Origin of the sequence: Acinetobacter sp. CFCC 11171 (assembly GCF_003268405.1) — a bacterium.
GTDB classification, from domain to species: Bacteria; Pseudomonadota; Gammaproteobacteria; order Pseudomonadales; family Moraxellaceae; genus Acinetobacter; species Acinetobacter amyesii.
This window is the reverse complement of record NZ_LQXP01000005.1, coordinates 18,020-39,959: the sequence shown is the minus strand read 5'-3', so window position 1 is coordinate 39,959 and position 21,940 is coordinate 18,020. Positions and strand designations below refer to the sequence as shown.

Here is a 21,940-nt window from a genome sequence, read left to right as displayed (position 1 = left end):
TCATATTCCCCTATTAATGTGCTGAATTTGACGGATTAATTTCAGCTGGGTCACGGTAAATCGCTTCTGCTTCATTCACCGATGGATTTGGATTTGCCAAGGCACGACGCACCACACCAATCGCTGCAAATAACATCACAAATGCCACGATCATAAAGAATGCACAAAGACCGGCATTGATTTGATTCGACAATGCAACCGTATGCATTTCAGCCATGGTTTTCGCAGGTGCCAACAATTCATTTTTCGCAATTGCTGCATTAAAACGATCTGCTTGAGCCAAGAAACCAATTTTTGGATTTTCGTGGAAAATCTTCTGCCAACCAGCGGTCATTGAAGTAATAAACAAGAATAATGTTGGGATAATTGTCACCCAAACATACTTTTGTTTTTTCATCTTGAATAAAATCACTGTACCCAAGATCAATGCCATCGCAGCAAGAATTTGGTTACCAATACCAAATAGCGGCCATAAGCTATTAATACCGCCGAGTGGATCCACCACACCTTGGTAAACGAAGAAGCCCCAACCTGCAACAGCCACCGCTGTACCTAACAGATTTCCGAAGAAGTTATGTGAGTTTTTAACCGCAGGAATCACGATACCCACAGTATCTTGCACCATGAAACGACATGCACGTGTACCCGCATCAACTGCCGTTAAAATGAAAAGTGCTTCGAATAAAATCGCAAAGTGATACCAGAACGCCATCATTGAACGGTTATTAAAAATTTCCGTAATGATATGCGCCATACCAATCGCAAATGTTGGTGCACCACCTGTACGAGACAGAATCGAATTTTCACCCACTTCTTGTGCAAGTAAGGTCAATGCTTCAGGTGTCACCACGAAGCCTAATGTACGAACTGCTTCTGCAGCGGACTCAACCGTTGTACCAATTACCGCTGCTGGCGCATTAATCGCAAAATACACACCAGGCTCAAGAATCGTTGCACAGACCAAAGCCATAATCGCAACAAAAGACTCCATCAACATGCCGCCATAACCGATCATGCGAATATCTTTTTCATTATTCACAAGCTTCGGTGTCGTTCCTGAAGAAACGAGCGCATGGAAACCTGAAATCGCACCACAGGCAATGGTAATAAACAAGAATGGGAACATTGAACCAGCAAATACAGGACCTGTACCATCAATAAAATGCGTTACCGCTGGCATTTTCATTTCAGGTAAAGCAAACATAATCCCGATTGCTAAACCTGCAATAACACCAATTTTTAAGAAAGTAGATAGGTAATCACGTGGTGCAAGCAGTAACCAAACAGGTAATACTGATGCCACGAAACCATAACCAATCAACCACCAAGTTAGTTCAGTACCTGAAAGTGTAAAGAATGGCCCCCAGTACGGATGCTGTGCAATGTCGCCACCATAGATAATCCCAGCCATCATCAGTACAAAACCAATGATCGACACTTCTGCAATTTTACCCGGACGGATAAATCGCATATAGATACCCATGAAAATCGCAATCGGTACAGTGGCAGCGATACTGAAGACACCCCACGGACTATTGGTCAACGCTTTTACAACCACCAAAGCAAGTACCGCAAGAATGATGATCATCACACCAAGTGCGCCAAGCATCACGATGATTCCGGCAAAAGAACCCAGTTCTTGTTTTGCCATTTCACCGAGTGAACGACCATCACGACGCGTCGAGATGAATAAGACTAAAAAGTCTTGAACCGCACCTGCGAGAACAACACCCACCAAGAGCCAAATTGTTCCCGGCAAATAACCCATTTGCGCAGCAAGGATCGGTCCGACTAAAGGACCTGCACCTGCAATCGCAGCAAAGTGGTGACCAAATAGAACGCTTTTATTGGTCGGCACATAATCCAAACCGTCAGCTAAGCGATGAGCAGGCGTTAAACGTCGCTCATTCAGTTCAAAGACTTTATTCGCAATAAATAAACTATAAAAACGATATGCAATGCTATACACACAGATTGCTGCAAGGATCAGCCAAACTGCATTGACATGCTCGCCTCGACTGAGTGCTAGTATGCCGAATGAAACGGCACCTAGAATGGCTACAAACAGCCAGATAATCTTTGAAGCCATTCCTGACTTCGGTTGAATGTTTTCCATCTCAATCCCTCATAAATGTTGAAATAAATCAGCTTGATTTTTCTTGTTCGAGGTACTGCTGTTTCTTCCCTTGAAACTCTACTCCTGTTATAGGTTTTTTCATCTAATACTTTGGAATAAAAATTTAAACCAATAGGTATAAAAAAAGGGATGAATCACTTCATCCCTTTCGATAATAGTCTATTTTTAAACCATTATGCACGTTCTAAATAGTCACCAGTACGAGTGTCTACACGAACGCTTTCTTCTTGCTGTACGAATAATGGAACACGTACAACTGCACCAGTTTCAAGCTTAGCCGGTTTACCGCCACCACCTGAAGTATCACCACGTACACCTGGATCAGTTTCAACGATTTTTAATACAACGAAGTTTGGCGCGCTCACAGTTAAAGGAACACCATTCCATAACATGATTGTACAAAGTTCATTTGAGTCATCTTTCAACCATTTAGCCGCGTCGCCCATAGCAACTTTATCAGCAGCGATTTGTTCGAAAGATTCTGGGTCCATGAAATTCCACATTTCACCGTCGTTATACAAGTAGTTCATTTCAACTTCTTGGATGTCAGCAGCTTCTAGTGAATCACCAGATTTGAAAGTTTTTTCTAAAACTTTACCAGTTTTAAGGTTACGTAATTTTACGCGGTTAAAAGCTTGGCCTTTACCTGGTTTTACGTATTCGTTTTCCATGATTGAACATGGGTTACCGTCAAGCATGACCTTAAGGCCTGACTTGAAATCATTCGTAGAATAATAGGCCATGACTGGCTCACTCCAAACTTACTAACTTTAATCTATAGATGCTATGGGCTGTAACATGTCATTTAGCAAGTACTGACTGTAACATTGGCTGCCACATGCACATTAATGTGATATTGCGTATTCTAAATGACCAATGCACCATGTCGCAACGAAAAAATCCCCATTAAAGGGGTCAAGCTGCTTAACTTACACTCAGACATTAAAGAACTTTGTTTATACAATGCCCACAAACAGGTAAAATTGCTGTTTACTGAAACTTAATAAATGTTTCGTAGGCTTCATCCGTTGTGAGCTTTATCGGAATTATTTCAGCTTACACTTCAAAGTTCGACTCATTAATTTCAGCAATACTCCCCACTCACCTTTCTGCATTTTTTAAACATTCGGCATGATAAACTATTTATTTCAAGAGCAAAACTGGCAAACTCAATTGAGTGATTTGATTACAAATCCTCAAGAATTACTCGATGTATTAGAACTTTCGCATGATCAGTTATTATCGGGTGCTCAGTTCGCAGCAGATGAGTTTCGCCTACGCGTTCCGCGCGCTTTTGTCGAAAAAATGCAAAAAGGTAATCCGCTCGATCCGCTTTTACTCCAAGTCCTACCGCATCATTTGGAACTTGAAGAGCACGCCGGTTTTGTTACCGACCCATTAGGTGAAGAGCAGGCTAACCAACAGCCAGGGGTATTACATAAGTACAAGTCTCGTTTTTTACTGACTTTAACCGGTGCCTGCGCGGTCCATTGCCGTTATTGTTTCCGCCGTCATTTTCCATACCAAGAAAACCTGCCTAAAAATGACGATTGGCCAAACATTAAACAATATATTGAACAACAACCCGATATTAATGAAGTGATTTTAAGTGGTGGAGACCCGCTCACACTATCAAATCGTAAACTTCAAGTGTGGATTGAACGTTTATCGACTTTGCCACAAATTAAATTTTTGAGAATTCATTCACGAGTTCCTATCGTAATCCCCAACCGTGTCGATGAAGAGCTGGTTTCTATTTTAAAAAACAGTAGGCTACGCATTATTCTAGTGGTACACTCAAATCATCCATCAGAGCTAGATGACTTCACGTGCAGCCAGCTTCAACAGCTTGTCAAACAAGGAATCACCGTGCTGAACCAAGCAGTCTTATTAAAAGGGGTTAATGATTCTGCAGAAGCATTGGTCGATTTGAGTTACCGCTTATTCGACGCAGGTGTAATGCCATATTATTTGCATGTTCTGGATAAAGTAAAAGGTGCTCATCATTTTGATACACCAGCTCAGGATATTGATTTAATTTATAAAAAAGTTTTAGAGAACCTACCTGGTTATTTGGTTCCTAAACTTGTACGGGAAATAGCGGGCGAAAAAAACAAGACACCGCTTTTTGGGGCTTCAACTTTTTGAGTTAAATAATAAAGATGACCACGCATACTTCAGATACGTTTTACAATCCGACTGAATTAAAGCTGGATAAATTAAGCTTTTGTCCGACCAATGCTAAAGGTCTGCAAGAGTGGTTAAACGGTATTTCAATTTTACAATTGGGTACCTCATCTAAAGCTTTATTCAATGCCTTACTTGAAATCTCCGAGCTGAAATGCCAAGAGATGTTACGTTTTGATTTGGTTCAAATTTTACATCCAACTATGGAAAGTGTGCTCACAAGCTTAGAAAAACACTTTACCAATCAGAGCCTCATTACCACGGATCGTAATGACCAAATCATTGAATTGGCCATGTTATTACGTAGCCACTTTGCCAAAATCTATATTGATATTGCCAAACGATGTAATCAGCAGCTTAATCAACAAAAGTTTTCGATTTTTTCATTCGGCCATAAAAAAAGCTTACAAACCGCTCGAATTGCGTCGATTTACTATGCACTGCAACAACTGACACTATTGTTGTATCAACAACATATGTTGTATGCCACCCCGACTGCAGGTCAATGGATTGCGGCACATCAACTGATTGAATGTGCCATTGAACACAATTTCTATCAAAGTAATGTCAATCAGTTACTGGGTACTCAACATCAAATTGCAAATATTGCTCAAGCTTATGCACAATTAGTCTTGTTAGATATTTTCAATAACCATCAGATTCGCCCTGCTGAAATCCAAGGTTTGTATTTATGTAGCTTTGACTGGGCAAAATTGGTTCAAATCCTACCGAAAGAAACCACGCTTTCACGCTATGTTGTAGACACTAAAAAAGATCACCCACCGATTTATAACTCAAAACAAGATCGGTCTTATCAAGCCAATGTATACATTTCAACGCAAAACTTGCTCGATCATTTGACCGAAACGCAAACTAGAAATGCCAATTATTTATCTAAAAATGAAAAGTTATTTTTAACTCCAGCGCTATATTTCCATATTCATAATATTTTGACCAACAACACTGAACGTCGTCATGAACGTTATGAATATTCTGCGCAAATTAATATTTGCTTTAGCTTAATGGTGGCGCATTTCTATCTCTCTAAAGGTAAAAACTTCCACGAAACTTTAGATTTGGAAGGCAATTATCAATTCCACAATGAAGCCTCTTTTGTCAATTCGCATGATTCAAATATGCCAACAGGCATGACTAATGCGAAAGCGCTAGATCGTGAAGCAAAACAGATTCATACCGCTGACGTATTAGATATTAGTGTGAATGGTTATCGCATTAAATGGACTGGCCCTACCCCAGCCAATTTAAAAACCGGCGAATTTATTTTGATCCAAGAAAATGCTCAAAGCCAATGGCGTGGCGGTGTTGTTCGTTGGATCAAACAATCGACTGAAAAAAGTTTGGAATTGGGTCTCGAAGTACTGGCTCAAGATTTGTATCCATGTTCAGCCCATATCCGTACCGACCGCAATACAACAAATCATCAACCTGCTTTATTGGTACAGACCACACAACTTGATCAAGTGTCTACGACCTTAATTTTACCTGGGGCAAATCTCTTCCGAGAGAAACAAACGATCCACCTTCGCTTAGGCAAAGAAGACATCAAAGTCTATCTCACCAAAGCGCAGTTGGTGACGCAAAGCTTTATTCGCTTTGAATATGAATTATTGAATGAAGAGCAAGAAAATGTCGTTAAAGACTTTATTGCGAAACAGAGCAATGAGATCAAAAATAACGACTTATGGGAAGCATTAAAGTGAGAAATCCATTACTATCCAAAAAACTAAAACGTACGGAAACTCGATTACTCATTATTGATGATAATCAAATACGTTTTAACCAGATACGTGATTTATTGACAGACAGCGAACATCAAGTTCATGCCATATTACTTGATGATTTACAAAATTTCGAAAAACAGCTGAATCTCAATTGGGACTTGATCATTTTTGGACGTGCTTATGATTTAAAATATGAACAAGCTTTAAGTTTAGTTCAACTATCGAGCCAACCGAATTTACCGATTATTTTACTTAAACCTGAAGACTATCAAGCAGAACAATATGCAAGTTTAGTCAAAAAAGGGATTTATGACATTGTCGATATTGCTGAACCTGAGAGTTTCTATTTTGGTTTAATCCGTGCTTTATCCTTTAGTCGCCTACAACAATCGCAGCAACATTTAATGGAAGAGCTCGAAACAGCTCAAATCCAAACCCAGTCTTTAGTTGAAGATAGTCGTAAAGCGGTTGCCGTGATTCAAGAAGGCATTCATATTCAAGCCAATGCTGAATATCTCACTTTGTTTGGTCTAAAAAATGAAGATGATGTAATTGGTCTGCCTTTACTCGATCTATTACAACCTACTGACCTCAACGACTTTAAACAACGCTTTAAAAAAATTAGCCAAGGGCAGCTCGATTTAGGACGTTTTGATCTCGTTTCACAAAATATCGCAGTGGCTGGGCAAAACCCACTAAAACTCGAATTTATTGCCTCGGCTGAAGAAGATGCTTTACAGCTCGCAATTGAAATTGGCAGTCAAAGCAGCAATGCTGTAAGCAATGCTCAAGTTGAAGCTAGCCCACAAAAACCAAAAGCATTTCAACAACTCAACCGTACCATTGCTCAGCAACCTGCTAATGTAAATGCATTGGTTCTATTTACATTGGCTTCTTGTTCTGATGCGATTTTTCAAAAAGATTGGAATACTTATAAGAGCTATTTCACCAATATTAAAGACTTCTTGAAAGATCAGACTCATGCTCCATTATTTAGTTTAGATAATGGTGCAATCGTTGCCTTATTCCAAGCGGATAATCAGCTCAAACTTGAGTCTAAGTTGATTGGTCTTAACACCCTGAGCAAACCTCAATTACTCAGTGTAAACAATGAAACTTATCCATTAAATTTACGCATAGGATACAGTGTTTTAGACAGCGATATTCGTGATGAAGCACATTTTGATACCTTTATTGCGAAAGCCTTTAATACTGCGCTACCAACCAACCAACAAGCACCTGAAATCGATTTAACTGTTCCATTAGAAATTGACATACCAAGTTTGGATTTCGGTACACCAGAAGCACAAATTGCGCCGATTGTCGTTAGTGATGAAGCTCCTGTTATTAAGGCCCTTCGCAACTGCTTAGAACGCGGTGAAATTCATCTTAAATATCAGCAACTGTATGATAAAGAAGATTCACATCTTTATACTTATGAAGTAACCAGCGGCTTTATTTTTGAAAATAAATGGAAAGATATCGCCCAACTACGTGAATTGGCTGAAGACTCAGAGCTATCCATTAAATTGGATCGTTGGATCTTGGTTGAATCGTGTAAACAGCTACACAACTTTATTACTCAGTTCCCTGAAGCTAAATTAATCGTTAACCTCAACAAGGAAGTGCTATATAACGACCGCACCTTCCCTGAGTTTATTTCAAAACTCATTACGATTATTCGTAGTAAATTGAAGAATCCACTGATTTTACAATTTGCAGAAGAAGACATTCAGCTCAATATTGATGCCGCTCAAAAAGCATTTGTTGAACTTCGTAAAAATGGTGCCGAACTGGCTTTACGTAATTTTGGTCATTCGATGTTTAGTGAATCATTATTACGTCAAATGGATGTTCACTGCTTAACACTAGATTCAAGCTTGACCCAAATGCTTGCAAACGACAAGTCATGCCAAGAGCTGCAAGAAAAAATTACCACTTATCATGAAATCAAAACTGTTGAAATCATGCTACGTGAATTAAATGACATGACACTGTTTGCCAATGCTTGGAATGTAGAAGCTCGTTTTATTCAAGGTGATTATTTCCAGAAGAAACTCGACCATCTCATCGATGTTCAGGACCAATAAGGTTCTGAACATTGCCGATTTAAGGTTTATCTTTTTATCGGCACAAAAAAAAACGGGCATAAAGCCCGTTTTTTCGTTTTGGATATTAACGTTTGATAGAACGTGACATACCAGCAAAACGTTGTTTGAATTTGTCGATACGACCGCCAGTGTCAACGCTTTTCTGTTTACCAGTGTAGAATGGGTGGCAAGCAGAACATACGTCTAGGTAAATAGTTTCTTTACCAAGAGCTGAACGAGTTTCAATTACGTTACCGCATGAACATGTAGCAACTAAAGTTTCATATTTTGGGTGAATATCGGCGCGCATCGTCGATTACTCCTAAGATTTAAGAAGGTTTAGCTGTCATCGCAATTGATCACTCTTGCATCACTACAAGGAAGGCTTAAAAAAGCAGACCAACACCATAACAGACCATTCTTTTGGCCCACCGAGACGGATACCGTCAGAGCTAAGCACAACAAGTTGAGGCAAATTATAGCTGATTTTTTAATGTTAATAAATAGATATTCAAGGCTGAATCGCTCTACTCTTTAGGTTGAGCTTGTTCTAAATATTTTTGATATTGTAATTCGACTATACGCTGAAATTGGGCTTGATCAAAATGATTTAATCTTTCAATAAATGCAGGACAAAACGTCGTAGCATTTACTGACTGTAATGATCTGCTCATACCCTCTAACATGCCTTGAAGCTGCTGTTTAAATTGTGCATCGACGGGCTGATCAACATCTTTTGCTTTTAATGGCTCTACACCATTAAAACGGACAGCCTGAACCGCAGCAATTAATTTAAGCTTTGCAGCTTGATAAGCCTGATCTAATTCCGTATTCATCTGTGGTTGTCGATCACGACAAAAATCCAACATGGGCTGCAGGCTGATGAGCGGCATTTTTTCAATGACATCACGGTTACTATTTAGGGATAAATCCTCTTGGGCATGAGCGGCTGTGTTCAGACCCAAGAGTAAAATAAAGACACCTTGTTTAATTTTCATGATTTTTTTCTTTTCATCTATATAAGGTATTTTAAAAGGACCTATTCATCTCGCCCTTATTCTTGCCCACGGCTTTGTTTTGCCCAAAGGTTGGCAATCACACCACAGACCATCAACTGAATTTGGTGAAAGATCATAATCGGTAAAACTATCATCCCCATCGGCTGCCCAATAAATAAAATTTGTGCCATGGGCACGCCACTCGCCAAGGTTTTTTTAGAGCCACAAAAGAAAATCGTCTTTTGATCAGCTCGGCTAAAGCCCAACCAACGTGGCACATATAACGCCAATAACATAATAATCGTTAACAGGACTGAGCACGCCACAATCAATAGGAATAAGGTCATACCACTCACTTGATGCCATAGCCCTGCCACCACTGCACTACTGAATGCACCATAAACCACCATCAAAATTGAGCCCTGATCAAATACCTTCACGATTTTTGGCATTTTCTTCATATAAGGAAACACCCAAGGACGGAGGAGCTGCCCTAAAATGAAGGGAATCAGTAATAACAGCGTAATTTGGATAATAGATGCCGTCGGATCGTAGTTATGTTGTGACTGACCGAGAATAAAATAGGCCACCATCACTGGGGTAATAAACATCCCAATAATATTTGAAAATGATGCACTACAGACTGCGCCAGCAACATTACCCTGTGCTACCGAAGTAAATGCAATAGAAGACTGTACTGTCGAGGGTAAAAAGCACATAAACAAAAAGCCCCAATACAACTCTTGCCCTAACATCGGCACGAGAATTGGTTTCGCCATTAAACCCAATAATGGAAATAATGCAAAGGTAAAACCAAAAACTAAAGCATGTAACTTCCAGTGCATTATGCCTTCAACCACAGCCTCACGAGATAACTTTGCACCATGTAGAAAAAATAAAATGGCAATTGCAGCCGTTGTAATATAGCCAAAAAGTTCTGCAGCTTGACCACTGACAGGCAAAAAAGTCGCAAGTATGACCATTACAAAAAGTAGAATGGTAAAACGATCCAAAGCCAACATTTTTAGCATAACAACATCCTGTACAAATTTCCCTTTAAACGCATCGACAAAAAAATGCCCAATAAGCTAAATTTACCATTGAGTAAATTTCATCTTACTGGGCCATGTAAATAAAGCCAGCTTTTCTCCGATATATTCATTATTTTAAACGTTGATAGTGAGCTCAACGCAAAAAAAATTATAAATAAGAATATTCAGCATTACATATGACTTTAAATGAATAATTGCAGATTAATTATTTCGTGCATTTGAGTCTTGTTGGATCAACTCAATTTTATAGCCATCTGGATCTTCAACAAAGGCAATGACGGTCACACCACCTTTCATTGGTCCTGCTTCACGTACCACGTTTCCGCCACGTGCTTTAATTTCTTCACAAGCCTTGTAGGCATCATCTACTGCAATAGCAATATGGCCATACGCATTTCCCAACTCATAACTATCTGTATCCCAGTTATGCGTTAACTCGAGTACAGTATGATTTTCTTCATCACCATAGCCCACAAATGCCAAAGTAAAACGACCTTCTTCATAATCACGCTTACGAAGCAAAGTCATACCGAGTACTTCAGTATAGAACGCCAATGAACGCTCTAAATTGCCTACACGTAACATGGTATGCAGCATGCGCATAATCGAGTTTCCTAAATCTATCATTATGTCTGAATACTATAGGGATTTAACATGCAAAGTTCAATTTAAGTCTAGAACGCATATACCTGCTTATTTCAAATATCCTTGTCCAAAACCGCAGATATGCTTAGGCTATTTATAAGCTTAGAATAAAAAAGCCCGTTCAGATTGAATGGGCTTTTTTAATTTAAATTGAATTATGAATTGGATTTTTGTTCATGTTCTTTCAATAGCTTGGCGACCCAAACCACTAAAATCAAAATCGGAATACCAATTAAAGTCGTCATCAAGAAAAAGTTTGGATAACCGATATTGGTCACAATCGTACCAGAGTAACCGCCTAAAATTTTAGGGGTTAAAGTCATTAATGAACTAAAGATAGCATATTGAACGGCTGTGAAAGAAACACTGGTTAAACTCGATAAAAATGCGATAAACGCTGCGCCTGCAAGTCCTGACGCCAAGTTATCGACAATAATCGCGAAATATAGCCACAGCGAACTATAAGGCTTAATGACCTTACCTTTGATGTCCACATTCTGTTCAGCACTTGCCAAATTAATCGGTTGAATATCAACACCAAGTACACCTGACATATTGGCTGATGTATTCACTTGATATGTTAAATCGACACTCTTTTTCACTACATCATTTTCTAGTAGTTGAGCCGTTAATGTTTTTTGCTTTGCTGTTTCGAGTGCTTGACCTGGAATTGCAGCACTAAAAACACCAGTTTTATCAAGCTTCGCGTCGAATGGTTTAGCATCCAAAATAATTTGAATTTTTTGATTTTCTTTTAACTCGCCTGCCAAGTATTGTCCACGGACCACGATACTATTTGCAGTCTCTTGAGCTGAAATGGTGTTATCTGAAGTCACTGGCAGCAACATCATTGCTGAGTTTGAAAAAGCATTATTCAGATACGGCAAACTCACCTGTACTGGATGTTGATTCTTCGACTGATAATCCGCAGTGACTTTAATATTTTGATCAGCCGCCAAGACTGCTTTTGGAATTTGAACTGCCCAAGCTCCCGTGTCATCCGGCGTCGCTGTATATTGCTGCCCTGCTACATTTACAGTGACATCACTCAATGGCTGACCTGATTTGACCAAACCGATAAAAATCAAGTTTGTTGAACTTGCTAAAATCGCACCAACAAACATCAATTTCATAATGTTCATGCGCTGCGCTAGCAAACCGCCAAGGAAGCCGCCAACCAAGCTAAAAATCACACCATAGACTTTTACAGCTTCAGCAATCTGCTCTTTGGTGAAGTTTAAATCTTGATAAAACACATTAGAAATGACGCCGGCGATAATATCGGAAATACGGTAAAAACCAATAAGTAACAACAGTACTAAAGCCAGTTTTAGACCATAGCGCTTAAAGAAATCTGCAACTGGATTAACCCAAGTTTCAAATGCCATCTGCTTATTTACAGCACCTGATTTCACTAAAACAGAACCGACACCAAAAGCAACCACAGCTGAACTAATAAAGCGTACAGCCTCTAAACAGAACAATGCAAATGAGTCTGAAATTTGCCACTGCTCTTTCAAGCTTTCAACCGCAACGCCTGAATAGATATAACTCAAAACAAAAGCAACCACCGCAGCAAAGAATACAGCGACTAAGCGATAATAGTCGGTCCGTTTATAATGCTTTTGTACACGGTCAACCTGCGGCTCACGTATCGATAAAGTTGTAATAATACCAATAACCATCACAGCAGCCATTGCAAGATAAGTATATTTCCAAGCTTCATAAATATAGTTACCTTTGGCCGTGCCTAAATATGCCGCCAAAAATAACGCCCCTGCACCTGCCACGATCATGCCGATACGATAACCTGCATTATAAGTCGAAGCTAAAACGGTCTGCATTTCAGTTTCTGCCAACTCAATACGATAAGCATCAATCACAATGTCTTGCGTTGCGGCAGAAAAACCTAGCAATACAGCGCCAGCGGCCATTTGGTAAATATAGCTTTGTCCTAAAGCAGGATCTGAAAATGCCATGATACAAATTGCACAGATAATGAGAACTTGAGCGATCAATAACCATGCTCGGCGACGTCCAAGTTGTTTAGTTAAAAATGGCACAGGTAACTCATCAATTAATGGCGCCCAAACAAACTTAAACGAATAACCAAGCGCTGCCCAACTAAAAAAAGTCACTGCACTTTTATCAATTCCTGCTTCACCTAACCAAAGCGATAAACTGGAAAAGATCAGTAAAATTGGAATACCGGCCGAAAAGCCAAGAAAAAGCATAATCAGCGCACGTCGGTCTAAAAATGCAGTAAAAGCAGATTTCCATCCTGAAGCTTGTGTTGTCATGACTCAGTTATTTTTGTCAAAATCGAATGATGCTATTCAAGCGCTTAATGACATCGGTTTCAACAACATTTATGAAATCATTGTTTTATTTTATCGATATTTCGCATGCTGTTGCTTGATCTTTGACATTAAACCTGTATACCTTAATTACATATCTCTATTCTTTAGTTTTTTTGGATTCAACAGTGACCCAGCGACTTGAACAAATTCACTCTTCTTTATCAACCACCATTAATGAAACCAACACAAAAAACTTAGCAGAAACAGTAACGACACTAAAGAGCGCTTTTGATCAACCCGAAATACAGAATACTTTAACTAAAACCCAGTTGCAGCCGCTTCAGCTGACGCATACGCCTGAGCTTAAAAAAATACCGACGTCTACCAAGCGGATCAAACCACTCAATGACTTTTTAGGACAAGATCGTGCCCGAGCTTCGGTTGAAGCTGGCATTGCATTGCCCTATTCAGGCTATAACATTTTTGCTGTAGGTACCGCAGGCTTAGGTAAGCGCACCATGATTAAGCGCTTATTACAACAACACGCTAAAAATATGCCAACGCCTTCAGACTGGGTGTATGTCAATAATTTCAAGTTTCCGCGTGAACCGATTGCGCTAAAACTTCCTTCTGGTCAAGCGACAAAATTCCAAACGTTATTACATCAAAGTTGGCAAACTATATTAAAACAGCTTGAACGTCGCTTCACCGCAGAAACCTATCACAATCGCATTGAAATGATTCGCCAACATGCTGGTGATGAACAACATCTTGCTTTAGTTGAATTAACCCGAGAAGGTGAAGAGCTCGATCTTAAACTGATTTCTCAGGATGATGATCATTGTTTCGTTCCGATGCATTTGGTCGATAACAAATACCAAGAAATGTCGAAAGAAGACATCAATGCTTTAAGCAGCAAACAACGTGCTGAAATTGCGTCAAACGTCCGTTATATGGATAAAAAACTTGAACGTCTTGGTCTACATCTTGGTGATCTTGAAGATGACGCACGCGATAAAGTTCAGGTTTTAAACCGTGAAATTGCTAAACAAGTCGTCATGCCGCGTATTGATGTAATTCAAAATAAATTCAGCATGGTTGAAGGCTTGGAAGATTATCTGAAGCAATATGCAGATGACATCATTCAAAATGTTGAGTTTGTGCTTGAGCAAGAAGAAGATGACTTTACACCTGGCCTATTTAACCGCGTGCCATCTCGCTACCAAGCTAACATCATCGCCACACACAAACCAAATGCTGGTGCGCCAGTTATTTTTGAAGATTTCCCAACCCATTACAATTTGCTAGGTCATGTCGAACAACTGACCCAAAATGGCACCATCACCACAGACTTTACATTAATCCGTCCTGGTGCACTGCATAAGGCCAATGGTGGATTCCTTATCTTGGAAGCTGAACAACTTTTAGAGCAGCCTTATGCATGGCAAGGTCTAAAACGTGCATTAAAGTCAGGACATTTAAAGCTGTCTTCACTTGAACATATGCTTACATTGACAGGCAGTATTTCGATTGAGCCTGAAGCTATTGATTTAAATATCAAAGTGATCCTGCTTGCTGAACCTGATATTTATTACGATATTTTAGAACTCGAACCAGAACTGGGCAGTGTCTTTAAAATTCGTGCCGATTTTACCGATACATTACAACGTAATGACATTAATGAGCAGGCATATATGCAGCTGATTGCTGACTATGTGCAAACAGACAAACTTCTGCCATTTGACCGTACAGCACTTGCTGCACTGTTAACTGATTCAAGTCGTCAAGCTGAAGATCAAAGCTCTTTGTCATTACATGCCCTCACCTTAGGTGATTTGATTCGTGAAGCACATCATCATGCAGCACTTGCTGGCGATAAAATGGTGACAGAAACACATATCAACACCGCTCTTGATCATCGTAAATACCGTCTAGGCTACTTACGTGAATTATATTGGCAAGATCTCACTCGCGGTACACAGTTAATCGAAACCAAAGGTCATCGATTCGGGCAGATTAACGCCCTCTCTGTGATTCAATATGCTGATGTTGAATTTGGTTTACCATCACGTTTAACGGCTTCGGTTTATCAAGGTGGCGGCGATATTTTAGATATCGAGCGTAGTGTAGAACTTGGTGGTTCTTTACATGCCAAAGGCGTCCTGCTGATGTCGAGTTTCTTAAAGGCACACTTTGGTCGTGAACAAATTTTACATTTTTCTGCTGCCCTTGCCTTTGAGCAAAGCTATGGCCAAGTAGATGGCGACAGCGCAACTGTTGCAGAGCTTTCAGCTCTTATTTCCGCTATTAGCCAATTACCGATCGATCAATCATGGGCAATCACTGGCTCAATGAACCAATTGGGTCAAGTTCAACCGATTGGTGGTGTAAATGCCAAGATTGAAGGCTTCTATGATGCATGTAAATTACAAGGGCTAACAGGCAAGCAAGGTGTGATTATTCCACGCCAAAATATGCAGCACTTGATGTTACGTAAAGATGTGATTGAAGCTGTGCAACAAGGTCAATTCCATATTCATGCCATTGATACCATTGACCAAGCTTTAGAAATTTTGATGGCGCGCCCAGTAGGTACTCTTGATAAAAAAGGTCGTTATAGCAAAGGCTCAATCTATGCTGCTGTCATGGAGCAACTTGAATACTGGCAAGCGATTGAAGATGGTGCTGAATTTGAGGAAGAAGAGCCAAAGAAAAAGAAAAAGAAAAAAAAGAAGAAGTCAAAAAAGGACAAAGATAAAAAGGCAAAGAAGTCTGAAGCTCAAGACAGTACTGCTAAAAATGGGACTGCTGAAAACGAGCAACGTGTTGAAGAAAGTCCGACTGAAGACAATCCGTCATAAATCTTCGATGAGTTTATTCATTTGTTGATTTTTCCACCATTCATTGCACTTTAAATGCCTTTGAAATGGTGGAAAAACGCATAACCCCAGACTTTTTAGATAATTAAGTCATAAAAAAAGCGCCTTAAAGGCGCTATTTTTTATCTGTATCCAATGATCAAAATCATCAAATACACATCCAATTAAGCTTCAGGAGCTGGGCTATATTGTTCAACTAAAGGTTGTAATTCACCTTTTTGGAACATATCAAGCATAATGTCGCTACCACCGATCAACTCACCATTGATCCATAATTGTGGGAAAGTCGGCCAGTTTGCAATTTGTGGAAGAGTTGCGCGAATATCTTGATTTTCAAGAATATTTACATAAGCAAACGGACGACCAATTTGACTGAGCGCTTCTACTGCACGCGCAGAGAAACCACACTGTGGAAACTGTGGAGTGCCTTTCATGTAAAGTAGAACTGCGTGTTTAGCAATTTGGTCACGAATTAACGCTTCTGTATCGCGTGCTTGTTCAGTCATTGATATATCCTCAATAAATCTGCTTCGCATTATACCCAAAACTGAGTAAAACAATATGACTAAAGCAATATTTCACGTTTTATTTACATTTCAGCTTTTCAAGTGAGTCATATTTTGCTTATATAGACCTCTTGATGCTCATATATATATGGCGTCTCCTCTATATTATTTCAATCACCTGACAAATTAGAGTTAGTCATGAATAACATTACCCTTGCCCCAGTACAAACTGATCAACCATCGCACTTGATGCCAGTATTTGGCCGCCAACCGATCAGCTTTGTCCGAGGTCAAGGTGCTCACCTGTATACCGCAGATGGCACAGAATACTTAGACGCACTGACAGGGATCGCTGTTTGTGGTTTAGGTCACTCACATCCTGCAATTACAGCTGCAATTGCTGAACAGGCAGCGACCCTCATTCATACCAGTAACTTATTTGAAGTGCCTTGGCAAACGGCTGCTGCGCAAAAATTAGCTGAAGTTGCGGGTATGGAAGAAGTTTTCTTCTCAAATAGTGGTGCAGAATCAAATGAAGGTGCAATCAAAATTGCACGTAAATTTGGTCATATGCAAGGTGTTGCAAGCCCTAAAATTATTGTTGCTGATCATTCATTCCATGGTCGTACCATGGCGACATTATCTGCAACAGGTAACAAAAAAGTTCAGGAAGGTTTTGGCCCACTGGTTGAAGGTTTCATTCGTGTGCCTTTCGGTGATATTGAAGCAATTGAAGAAGCTGCAATTCACCACCCAGACATCGTAGCGATTTTGGTTGAGCCGATCCAAGGCGAAGGTGGCGTCAACACTGCTCCTCAAGGTTTTAGCTATTTAGAAGATATTCGTCGTATCTGTAACCAACACAACTGGTTAATGATGCTTGATGAAGTGCAAACAGGTAACGGCCGTACTGGTAAATACTTTGCATATCAACACACCAATATTATTCCTGACGTGCTAACTACAGCAAAAGGTCTAGGTAATGGCTTCCCTATCGGCGCAGTCATGACTCAAGGTCGTGGTGTTGGCGTTTTAACAGCGGGTAACCACGGTTCAACTTATAGCGGTACAGCATTAGGTTCACGTGTGGTTTATACCGTGATTGATACCATTCAAAAAGAAAACCTTGTTGAAAATGCTGCAAATATGGGTGCGTACCTTGTTGAGCAATTCACAGAGCAACTTGCCGATCAAAACGTAACTGTTCGTGGTTTTGGTTTAATGGTCGGCATTGAATTACCAAAAGCATGTGGTGAACTTGTGAATATTGCACGTGATGAGCATCACTTGATTATTAACGTAACAGCAGGTTCTGTGATTCGTTTATTACCTACGCTAAACATCAATAAAGAACAAGCGGATATCTTGATTGAACGCATTGTTAAAATGGTGAAAAACTTTCTAGCGTAATTTGTGCCGAAAGAAAAAAAAGCCGCTAATTGCGGCTTTTTTTTATAACTTTTTCAAGCTTTATTGTTTTTATGAGGCTTCTTGGTATACACGTCCGCCTGGTAATTGACTGAAATACAATTTTAATGCATCTAGGCAACGATGAATCTTGGTAGGCTGTTGATCACGTTTAGACATCACAGCATATAGAGTGAATGATGGTAAGCGCCATTCTGGTAAAACTTCAACAAGAGAACCGTTTAATAAGTCTTTTTGCGTATCTAGATATAATATTCTTGCAATGCCATGTCCTTGTTGGCACATTGCTTTTGCAGCAAATACATTATTTGTTGTAAATCGGGAGTGCACATCCAATGCAACCTGCTCTTTAGTCACTGCATTTTCAAATGCAAAATGCTGAAAGTTTCTAACCAAATTTATTTGAACCATATCATGATTTTGTAAATCTTCTGGTCGTGTAATTAAACTGGTTTGGTTGATATAGCTTGGTGCTGCAACGAGAACTTGTTCAACATGTGCCAATGGCACCACATGAAACTGTTGATCATCAATTTTTGAACTCATTCGTAGCGCAATATCAATGCGGCCATCAATTAAGTCGATATATTGATTATCTGCTTCTAGATGAACGGATAAACCGCGATGTGCCGACATCCAATGTGACAATGCAGGAATCACATGATTCGCACAAAGTTCTGGTGTTGATGCAATACGTAATTCACCGACTAAGTCGTCACGAAGTTCATTGATACGAATTTTGCCGCGCTCTGCGGCAGATAGCATCTCTTGGCAACTATGAAAAAAAGCTTGTCCAGCTTCTGTCAAACTTAACTTACGTGTTGAACGATGTAAAAGAATGACTTCCATATCCTGCTCTAGTGAGCGGATTTGCTGACTCACGGCACTCGTGGTAATACCTAACTCACGAGCAGCACCGCTAAACGAATTTTTTTCCACAACGCAAGCAAAGACACCCATTGCTCGAAGTTGATCTAACATAAATTTCCCTCATAAACTTATGAGAAGCTTCATCTTTCGATAAAAGCAACTCATTGTATTATACGGGGATATTTTGCTTTTGCATTATATATTTAATTATTTGGTAAAACTGAAGTTGGATTGATTGGTTTACCATCTAAACGCACTTGGAACTCAAGCATCGTGCGGTTGGTACCCGATGAACCCATCTCACCAATTTGCTGCCCTGCTTTCACAGTATCGCCACTTTTGACATTCATTTTACTGTTATGTGCATATGCAGTGATATAGCCATTAATATGCTTCACCAAAATTAAATTGCCGTACTCTTTAAGACCATCGGCGGCATAGACCACTTGACCATCAGCTGCTGCAAAAATAGGATCACCTGTATTACCTGCGTAACGTGTTCCTTTCACATTCGATGCTAAGTTATAGCCTTGTAATACCGTAGGACGCGATACTGGACTCACCCAACGTAAACTTGAAGAACTGACCACTGGCGTTGGAACTGTAGTTCGCGTCACTGTCGATGGAGTGGTTGAAGCTTGAGTCACGGGCGCTGTTTGCGTTGGCATTGCAATCGTTTGGCGTTGAATTGGTGCCGCTTGAGTCATGGCTTGTGTAGACGTCGTACGACGAGAGCCACTATTTTTAAGGCGAATGGATTGTCCAACATAGATGCGATAAGGCTGGGCAATATCGTTCATTTCTGCGATGCTGACATAGCTCAAGCCATAGCGAGCTGCGATGCCACTTAAAGTATCTCCCGAACGAACTGTATAATAATCCGGAGCAGTCGCATAACGGGTCGCATTATTAATTTGTGGTTTTGACGCACAGCCAGTCATGACCAAAGTTGTAACCACAGCAGCAGATAAAACAAGGGTCTTAAATAATGCTGCAGGAGCGGTAATAACGCGATATTGTGACACCAGGGACATCATCTTCCTCACTAATAATTCAAATATAGTCATTATGAATGGGCTAAGATTAGCAAAAATCCACTCTAAAAAAGTTGCAGCATAACCATTTTCACAAAGTTATAACACTAATACTTAAATTTTAGATAACTCTGCGTGTAAGTTATTCAAAATCTCATAGTTTGTAGCATCCATTTGTATAGGCGTTACACTGACATAACCATTTGCCACGGCAAAAAAATCTGACTCGATATCGGTTAAGCCTTTCTTAGGCTCTGCCACTGCCTCGCCTGCCAATCCAATCCAATAGACTTGACGACCACGCGGGTCTACATGACTGGTAATCGGTTTGGACTGTAAACGTCTTCCTTGATAGGTCACTTTGGTGCCTTGAAGTTCAGCAACATCTGGAATATTAATATTAAAAATATGTCGTGCAGGTAGCGCGGGTAGTCCATTGGCAATAAAATCATGCACCCATTGCGCGGCGACTGCATAATCTTCTGGGTTATTATAACTACGCACATTTGGCCCAGCCAAAGAGACGGCTAGCGCAGGTTGTTTCATTAAACGGCCTTCAAATGCCGCACCCACTGTCCCAGAATACAGCACATCATCACCCAGATTTGCGCCACTATTGATTCCACTCACCACTAGATCAAATTCAAAATCAAACAGACCATTCATTGATAAATACACACAGTCCGCAGGTGTACCATTTACCGCCCACATATTCGGTGCAATTTCGACAGGTCGTAATGGTCGATCTAAAGTTAAAGCACTTGAAAAACCGCTGCGTTCGCTTTCAGGCGCCACAATCACCACACGACCGAGAGGACGCAATGCATGTGCTAAAGCTTGGATACCGGGAGCAAAAACGCCATCATCATTGGCAATTAAAATATTCACAACTAAATTTCCATTACTAAAAAATTAAAAATGACTCGCAAGAACATTTTATTGAAATATATGAATAATTATATATATTTACATTTCAACATCCAGCATAAATGTGTGTGTACAAAATGAATAAAACCGTAGCACTTCGTGGTTTATTGAGCTTTGCTCTAGCAGCTTGCATGACTCAAACTGTGGTCGCAGACAATGACTTCACTCAAGAAGAAGCCAATACCATCGTAAAAGAAGATATTGCATCTGCACAAGTCATGTTAGAAGTATGCCCTGCGATTATTGGTCAAAATGCAAAATTTGATGCCAACATTCAAGCACTCACTAAAACATATCTTGCTGATTATTCTGATAAATCAATGACATTAGAAAAATTACAGTCTGACAGCGAATATAAATCAGTTCTTGAAGAAGCGCGTCAAGCTGCTAAAGAAACTGATAAAGCTGAGCAAAAATCAGTTTGTGATGACGTTTTAAGTTATGAAGGTTAATTGATCATTCAGCTTTGGACGTCCTCTAAATAGGTTAGTCCTTATTGCATCAAACCTGCCAAAAAAAGGATGAAGCCTTATAGCCTCATCCTTTTTTCTTTCACAATGTATTGATTTTTAAACAGCTTCAATACAATTTTCTACTGATCTCTACCAGAAATACGATTAAGCTAGGCAAATAAATTTTAGCTATTTGATATCTTTTAGTTTATTTAACAGGTTATTTAAATGAAAAACTCCTTTGTAAAATCTCTTTGTGCCCTTAGCCTTTCTGCTTTTGCTTTCACTACCATGTCTGCACATGCCGCAGATGAAAAAATTGAAGTTACCCCTACACCTCAAGTGACCAGTCAAGAACTTGCAGCTATCTATGTACTATCTGAAGTCTGCCCAAAACTGGTGAATGACAAAGATCAACCAAAGTTTGAAGCGGGTTATGCAAAATTAGCTAAAGAATATATGCCGAATGAAAAGAACCCAGTAAATGCTTTACAGCAACTCAGCAAACAAAAAAGTTTTAAAGACGCTTTAAAAGAAGCGCAGTCTGATGCGAAGAAAGCTGGCGATAAGAAAAATGGTGCGATTTGCAAAGAATTGACTGCTTACAGCAAATAATACCAATTGGTTACAATACTTTTAAAATAAGCGCTTGCACCCCATAGCAGTCCGCCTAGCTTTGTCCTAAAATGCTAG

The 21,940-nt window shown here is 39.8% G+C and carries 18 protein-coding genes; 7 read left to right on the top strand and 11 right to left on the bottom strand.

Annotated features, from left to right (window positions below; translation table 11 throughout):
* Positions 1 to 13: 13 nt before the first annotated feature.
* Positions 14 to 2,116: a carbon starvation CstA family protein gene (locus tag AVJ20_RS04010; RefSeq protein WP_078191829.1), complete on the bottom strand. Its 2,103-nt coding sequence runs from the start codon at positions 2,114 to 2,116 to the stop codon at positions 14 to 16.
* A 194-nt stretch (positions 2,117 to 2,310) separates the two neighbouring features.
* Entirely contained in the window at positions 2,311 to 2,880 is a 570-nt protein-coding gene (gene efp / locus AVJ20_RS04005) for an elongation factor P (protein WP_067762759.1), read from the bottom strand.
* Between the two features lie 388 nt (positions 2,881 to 3,268).
* Between efp and epmB the strand changes: the two genes are divergently transcribed.
* The 3 genes from epmB to AVJ20_RS03990 are packed head-to-tail and all read left to right on the top strand — an operon-like array spanning position 3,269 to position 8,156.
* Positions 3,269 to 4,285, top strand: coding sequence for an EF-P beta-lysylation protein EpmB (gene epmB, locus AVJ20_RS04000; RefSeq protein WP_111884232.1), 1,017 nt, complete (start codon positions 3,269 to 3,271; stop codon positions 4,283 to 4,285).
* A 14-nt stretch (positions 4,286 to 4,299) separates the two neighbouring features.
* The gene (locus AVJ20_RS03995; RefSeq protein ID WP_111884231.1) at positions 4,300 to 6,045 is read left to right on the top strand and encodes a GTPase; all 1,746 of its coding nucleotides are present in this window, start codon (positions 4,300 to 4,302) and stop codon (positions 6,043 to 6,045) included.
* Positions 6,027 to 8,156 (top strand): EAL domain-containing protein, encoded by a 2,130-nt coding sequence (locus tag AVJ20_RS03990; RefSeq protein WP_111884230.1) that lies wholly within the window; start codon positions 6,027 to 6,029, stop codon positions 8,154 to 8,156. The genes AVJ20_RS03995 and AVJ20_RS03990 overlap by 19 nt, the downstream gene beginning before the upstream one ends.
* 85 nt (positions 8,157 to 8,241) lie before the next feature.
* Here the strand turns inward: AVJ20_RS03990 and rpmE are convergent, their stop codons facing one another.
* The 5 genes from rpmE to AVJ20_RS03965 form a co-directional block, all read right to left on the bottom strand.
* Positions 8,242 to 8,466: a 50S ribosomal protein L31 gene (gene rpmE / locus AVJ20_RS03985; RefSeq protein ID WP_078190165.1), complete on the bottom strand. Its 225-nt coding sequence runs from the start codon at positions 8,464 to 8,466 to the stop codon at positions 8,242 to 8,244.
* 217 nt (positions 8,467 to 8,683) lie between these two features.
* A complete protein-coding gene (locus AVJ20_RS03980; protein WP_111884229.1) occupies positions 8,684 to 9,154 on the bottom strand; it encodes a hypothetical protein in 471 nt (156 codons plus the stop codon).
* A gap of 56 nt (positions 9,155 to 9,210) precedes the next feature.
* Complete coding sequence (locus tag AVJ20_RS03975; RefSeq protein ID WP_111884228.1) at positions 9,211 to 10,185, bottom strand: bile acid:sodium symporter family protein; 975 nt, start codon at positions 10,183 to 10,185, stop codon at positions 9,211 to 9,213.
* Positions 10,186 to 10,407: 222 nt separating this feature from the next.
* Positions 10,408 to 10,809: a lactoylglutathione lyase gene (gloA, locus tag AVJ20_RS03970; RefSeq protein WP_078190168.1), complete on the bottom strand. Its 402-nt coding sequence runs from the start codon at positions 10,807 to 10,809 to the stop codon at positions 10,408 to 10,410.
* 197 nt (positions 10,810 to 11,006) lie between these two features.
* Positions 11,007 to 13,151 carry an AmpG family muropeptide MFS transporter gene (locus tag AVJ20_RS03965; RefSeq protein ID WP_111884227.1) on the bottom strand — a complete coding sequence of 715 codons (2,145 nt, stop codon included), beginning with the start codon at positions 13,149 to 13,151 and terminating at the stop codon, positions 11,007 to 11,009.
* A 206-nt stretch (positions 13,152 to 13,357) separates the two neighbouring features.
* Between AVJ20_RS03965 and AVJ20_RS03960 the strand changes: the two genes are divergently transcribed.
* Complete coding sequence (locus AVJ20_RS03960; RefSeq protein WP_416240535.1) at positions 13,358 to 16,012, top strand: Lon protease family protein; 2,655 nt, start codon at positions 13,358 to 13,360, stop codon at positions 16,010 to 16,012.
* A 182-nt stretch (positions 16,013 to 16,194) separates the two neighbouring features.
* On the opposite strand, the gene grxD is transcribed toward AVJ20_RS03960, so the two are convergent.
* Entirely contained in the window at positions 16,195 to 16,536 is a 342-nt protein-coding gene (grxD, locus tag AVJ20_RS03955) for a Grx4 family monothiol glutaredoxin (RefSeq protein ID WP_067762767.1), read from the bottom strand.
* Between the two features lie 198 nt (positions 16,537 to 16,734).
* On the opposite strand from grxD, the gene AVJ20_RS03950 reads away from it, so the two are divergent.
* Positions 16,735 to 17,946 carry an aspartate aminotransferase family protein gene (locus tag AVJ20_RS03950; protein ID WP_111884225.1) on the top strand — a complete coding sequence of 404 codons (1,212 nt, stop codon included), beginning with the start codon at positions 16,735 to 16,737 and terminating at the stop codon, positions 17,944 to 17,946.
* Positions 17,947 to 18,015: 69 nt separating this feature from the next.
* Here the strand turns inward: AVJ20_RS03950 and AVJ20_RS03945 are convergent, their stop codons facing one another.
* From AVJ20_RS03945 to surE, 3 genes are all read right to left on the bottom strand, one after another.
* The gene (locus AVJ20_RS03945; protein WP_111884224.1) at positions 18,016 to 18,945 is read right to left on the bottom strand and encodes a LysR family transcriptional regulator; all 930 of its coding nucleotides are present in this window, start codon (positions 18,943 to 18,945) and stop codon (positions 18,016 to 18,018) included.
* Positions 18,946 to 19,037: 92 nt separating this feature from the next.
* Positions 19,038 to 19,868 (bottom strand): peptidoglycan DD-metalloendopeptidase family protein, encoded by an 831-nt coding sequence (locus AVJ20_RS03940; protein WP_078191836.1) that lies wholly within the window; start codon positions 19,866 to 19,868, stop codon positions 19,038 to 19,040.
* 114 nt (positions 19,869 to 19,982) lie between these two features.
* Positions 19,983 to 20,756: a 5'/3'-nucleotidase SurE gene (gene surE / locus AVJ20_RS03935; protein ID WP_111884223.1), complete on the bottom strand. Its 774-nt coding sequence runs from the start codon at positions 20,754 to 20,756 to the stop codon at positions 19,983 to 19,985.
* 116 nt (positions 20,757 to 20,872) lie between these two features.
* Between surE and AVJ20_RS03930 the strand changes: the two genes are divergently transcribed.
* Both AVJ20_RS03930 and AVJ20_RS03925 read left to right on the top strand, forming a co-directional pair.
* Positions 20,873 to 21,247 carry an MCR_0457 family protein gene (locus tag AVJ20_RS03930; RefSeq protein WP_111884222.1) on the top strand — a complete coding sequence of 125 codons (375 nt, stop codon included), beginning with the start codon at positions 20,873 to 20,875 and terminating at the stop codon, positions 21,245 to 21,247.
* 228 nt (positions 21,248 to 21,475) lie between these two features.
* A complete protein-coding gene (locus tag AVJ20_RS03925) occupies positions 21,476 to 21,862 on the top strand; it encodes an MCR_0457 family protein (protein ID WP_111884221.1) in 387 nt (128 codons plus the stop codon).
* Positions 21,863 to 21,940 lie beyond the last annotated feature (78 nt).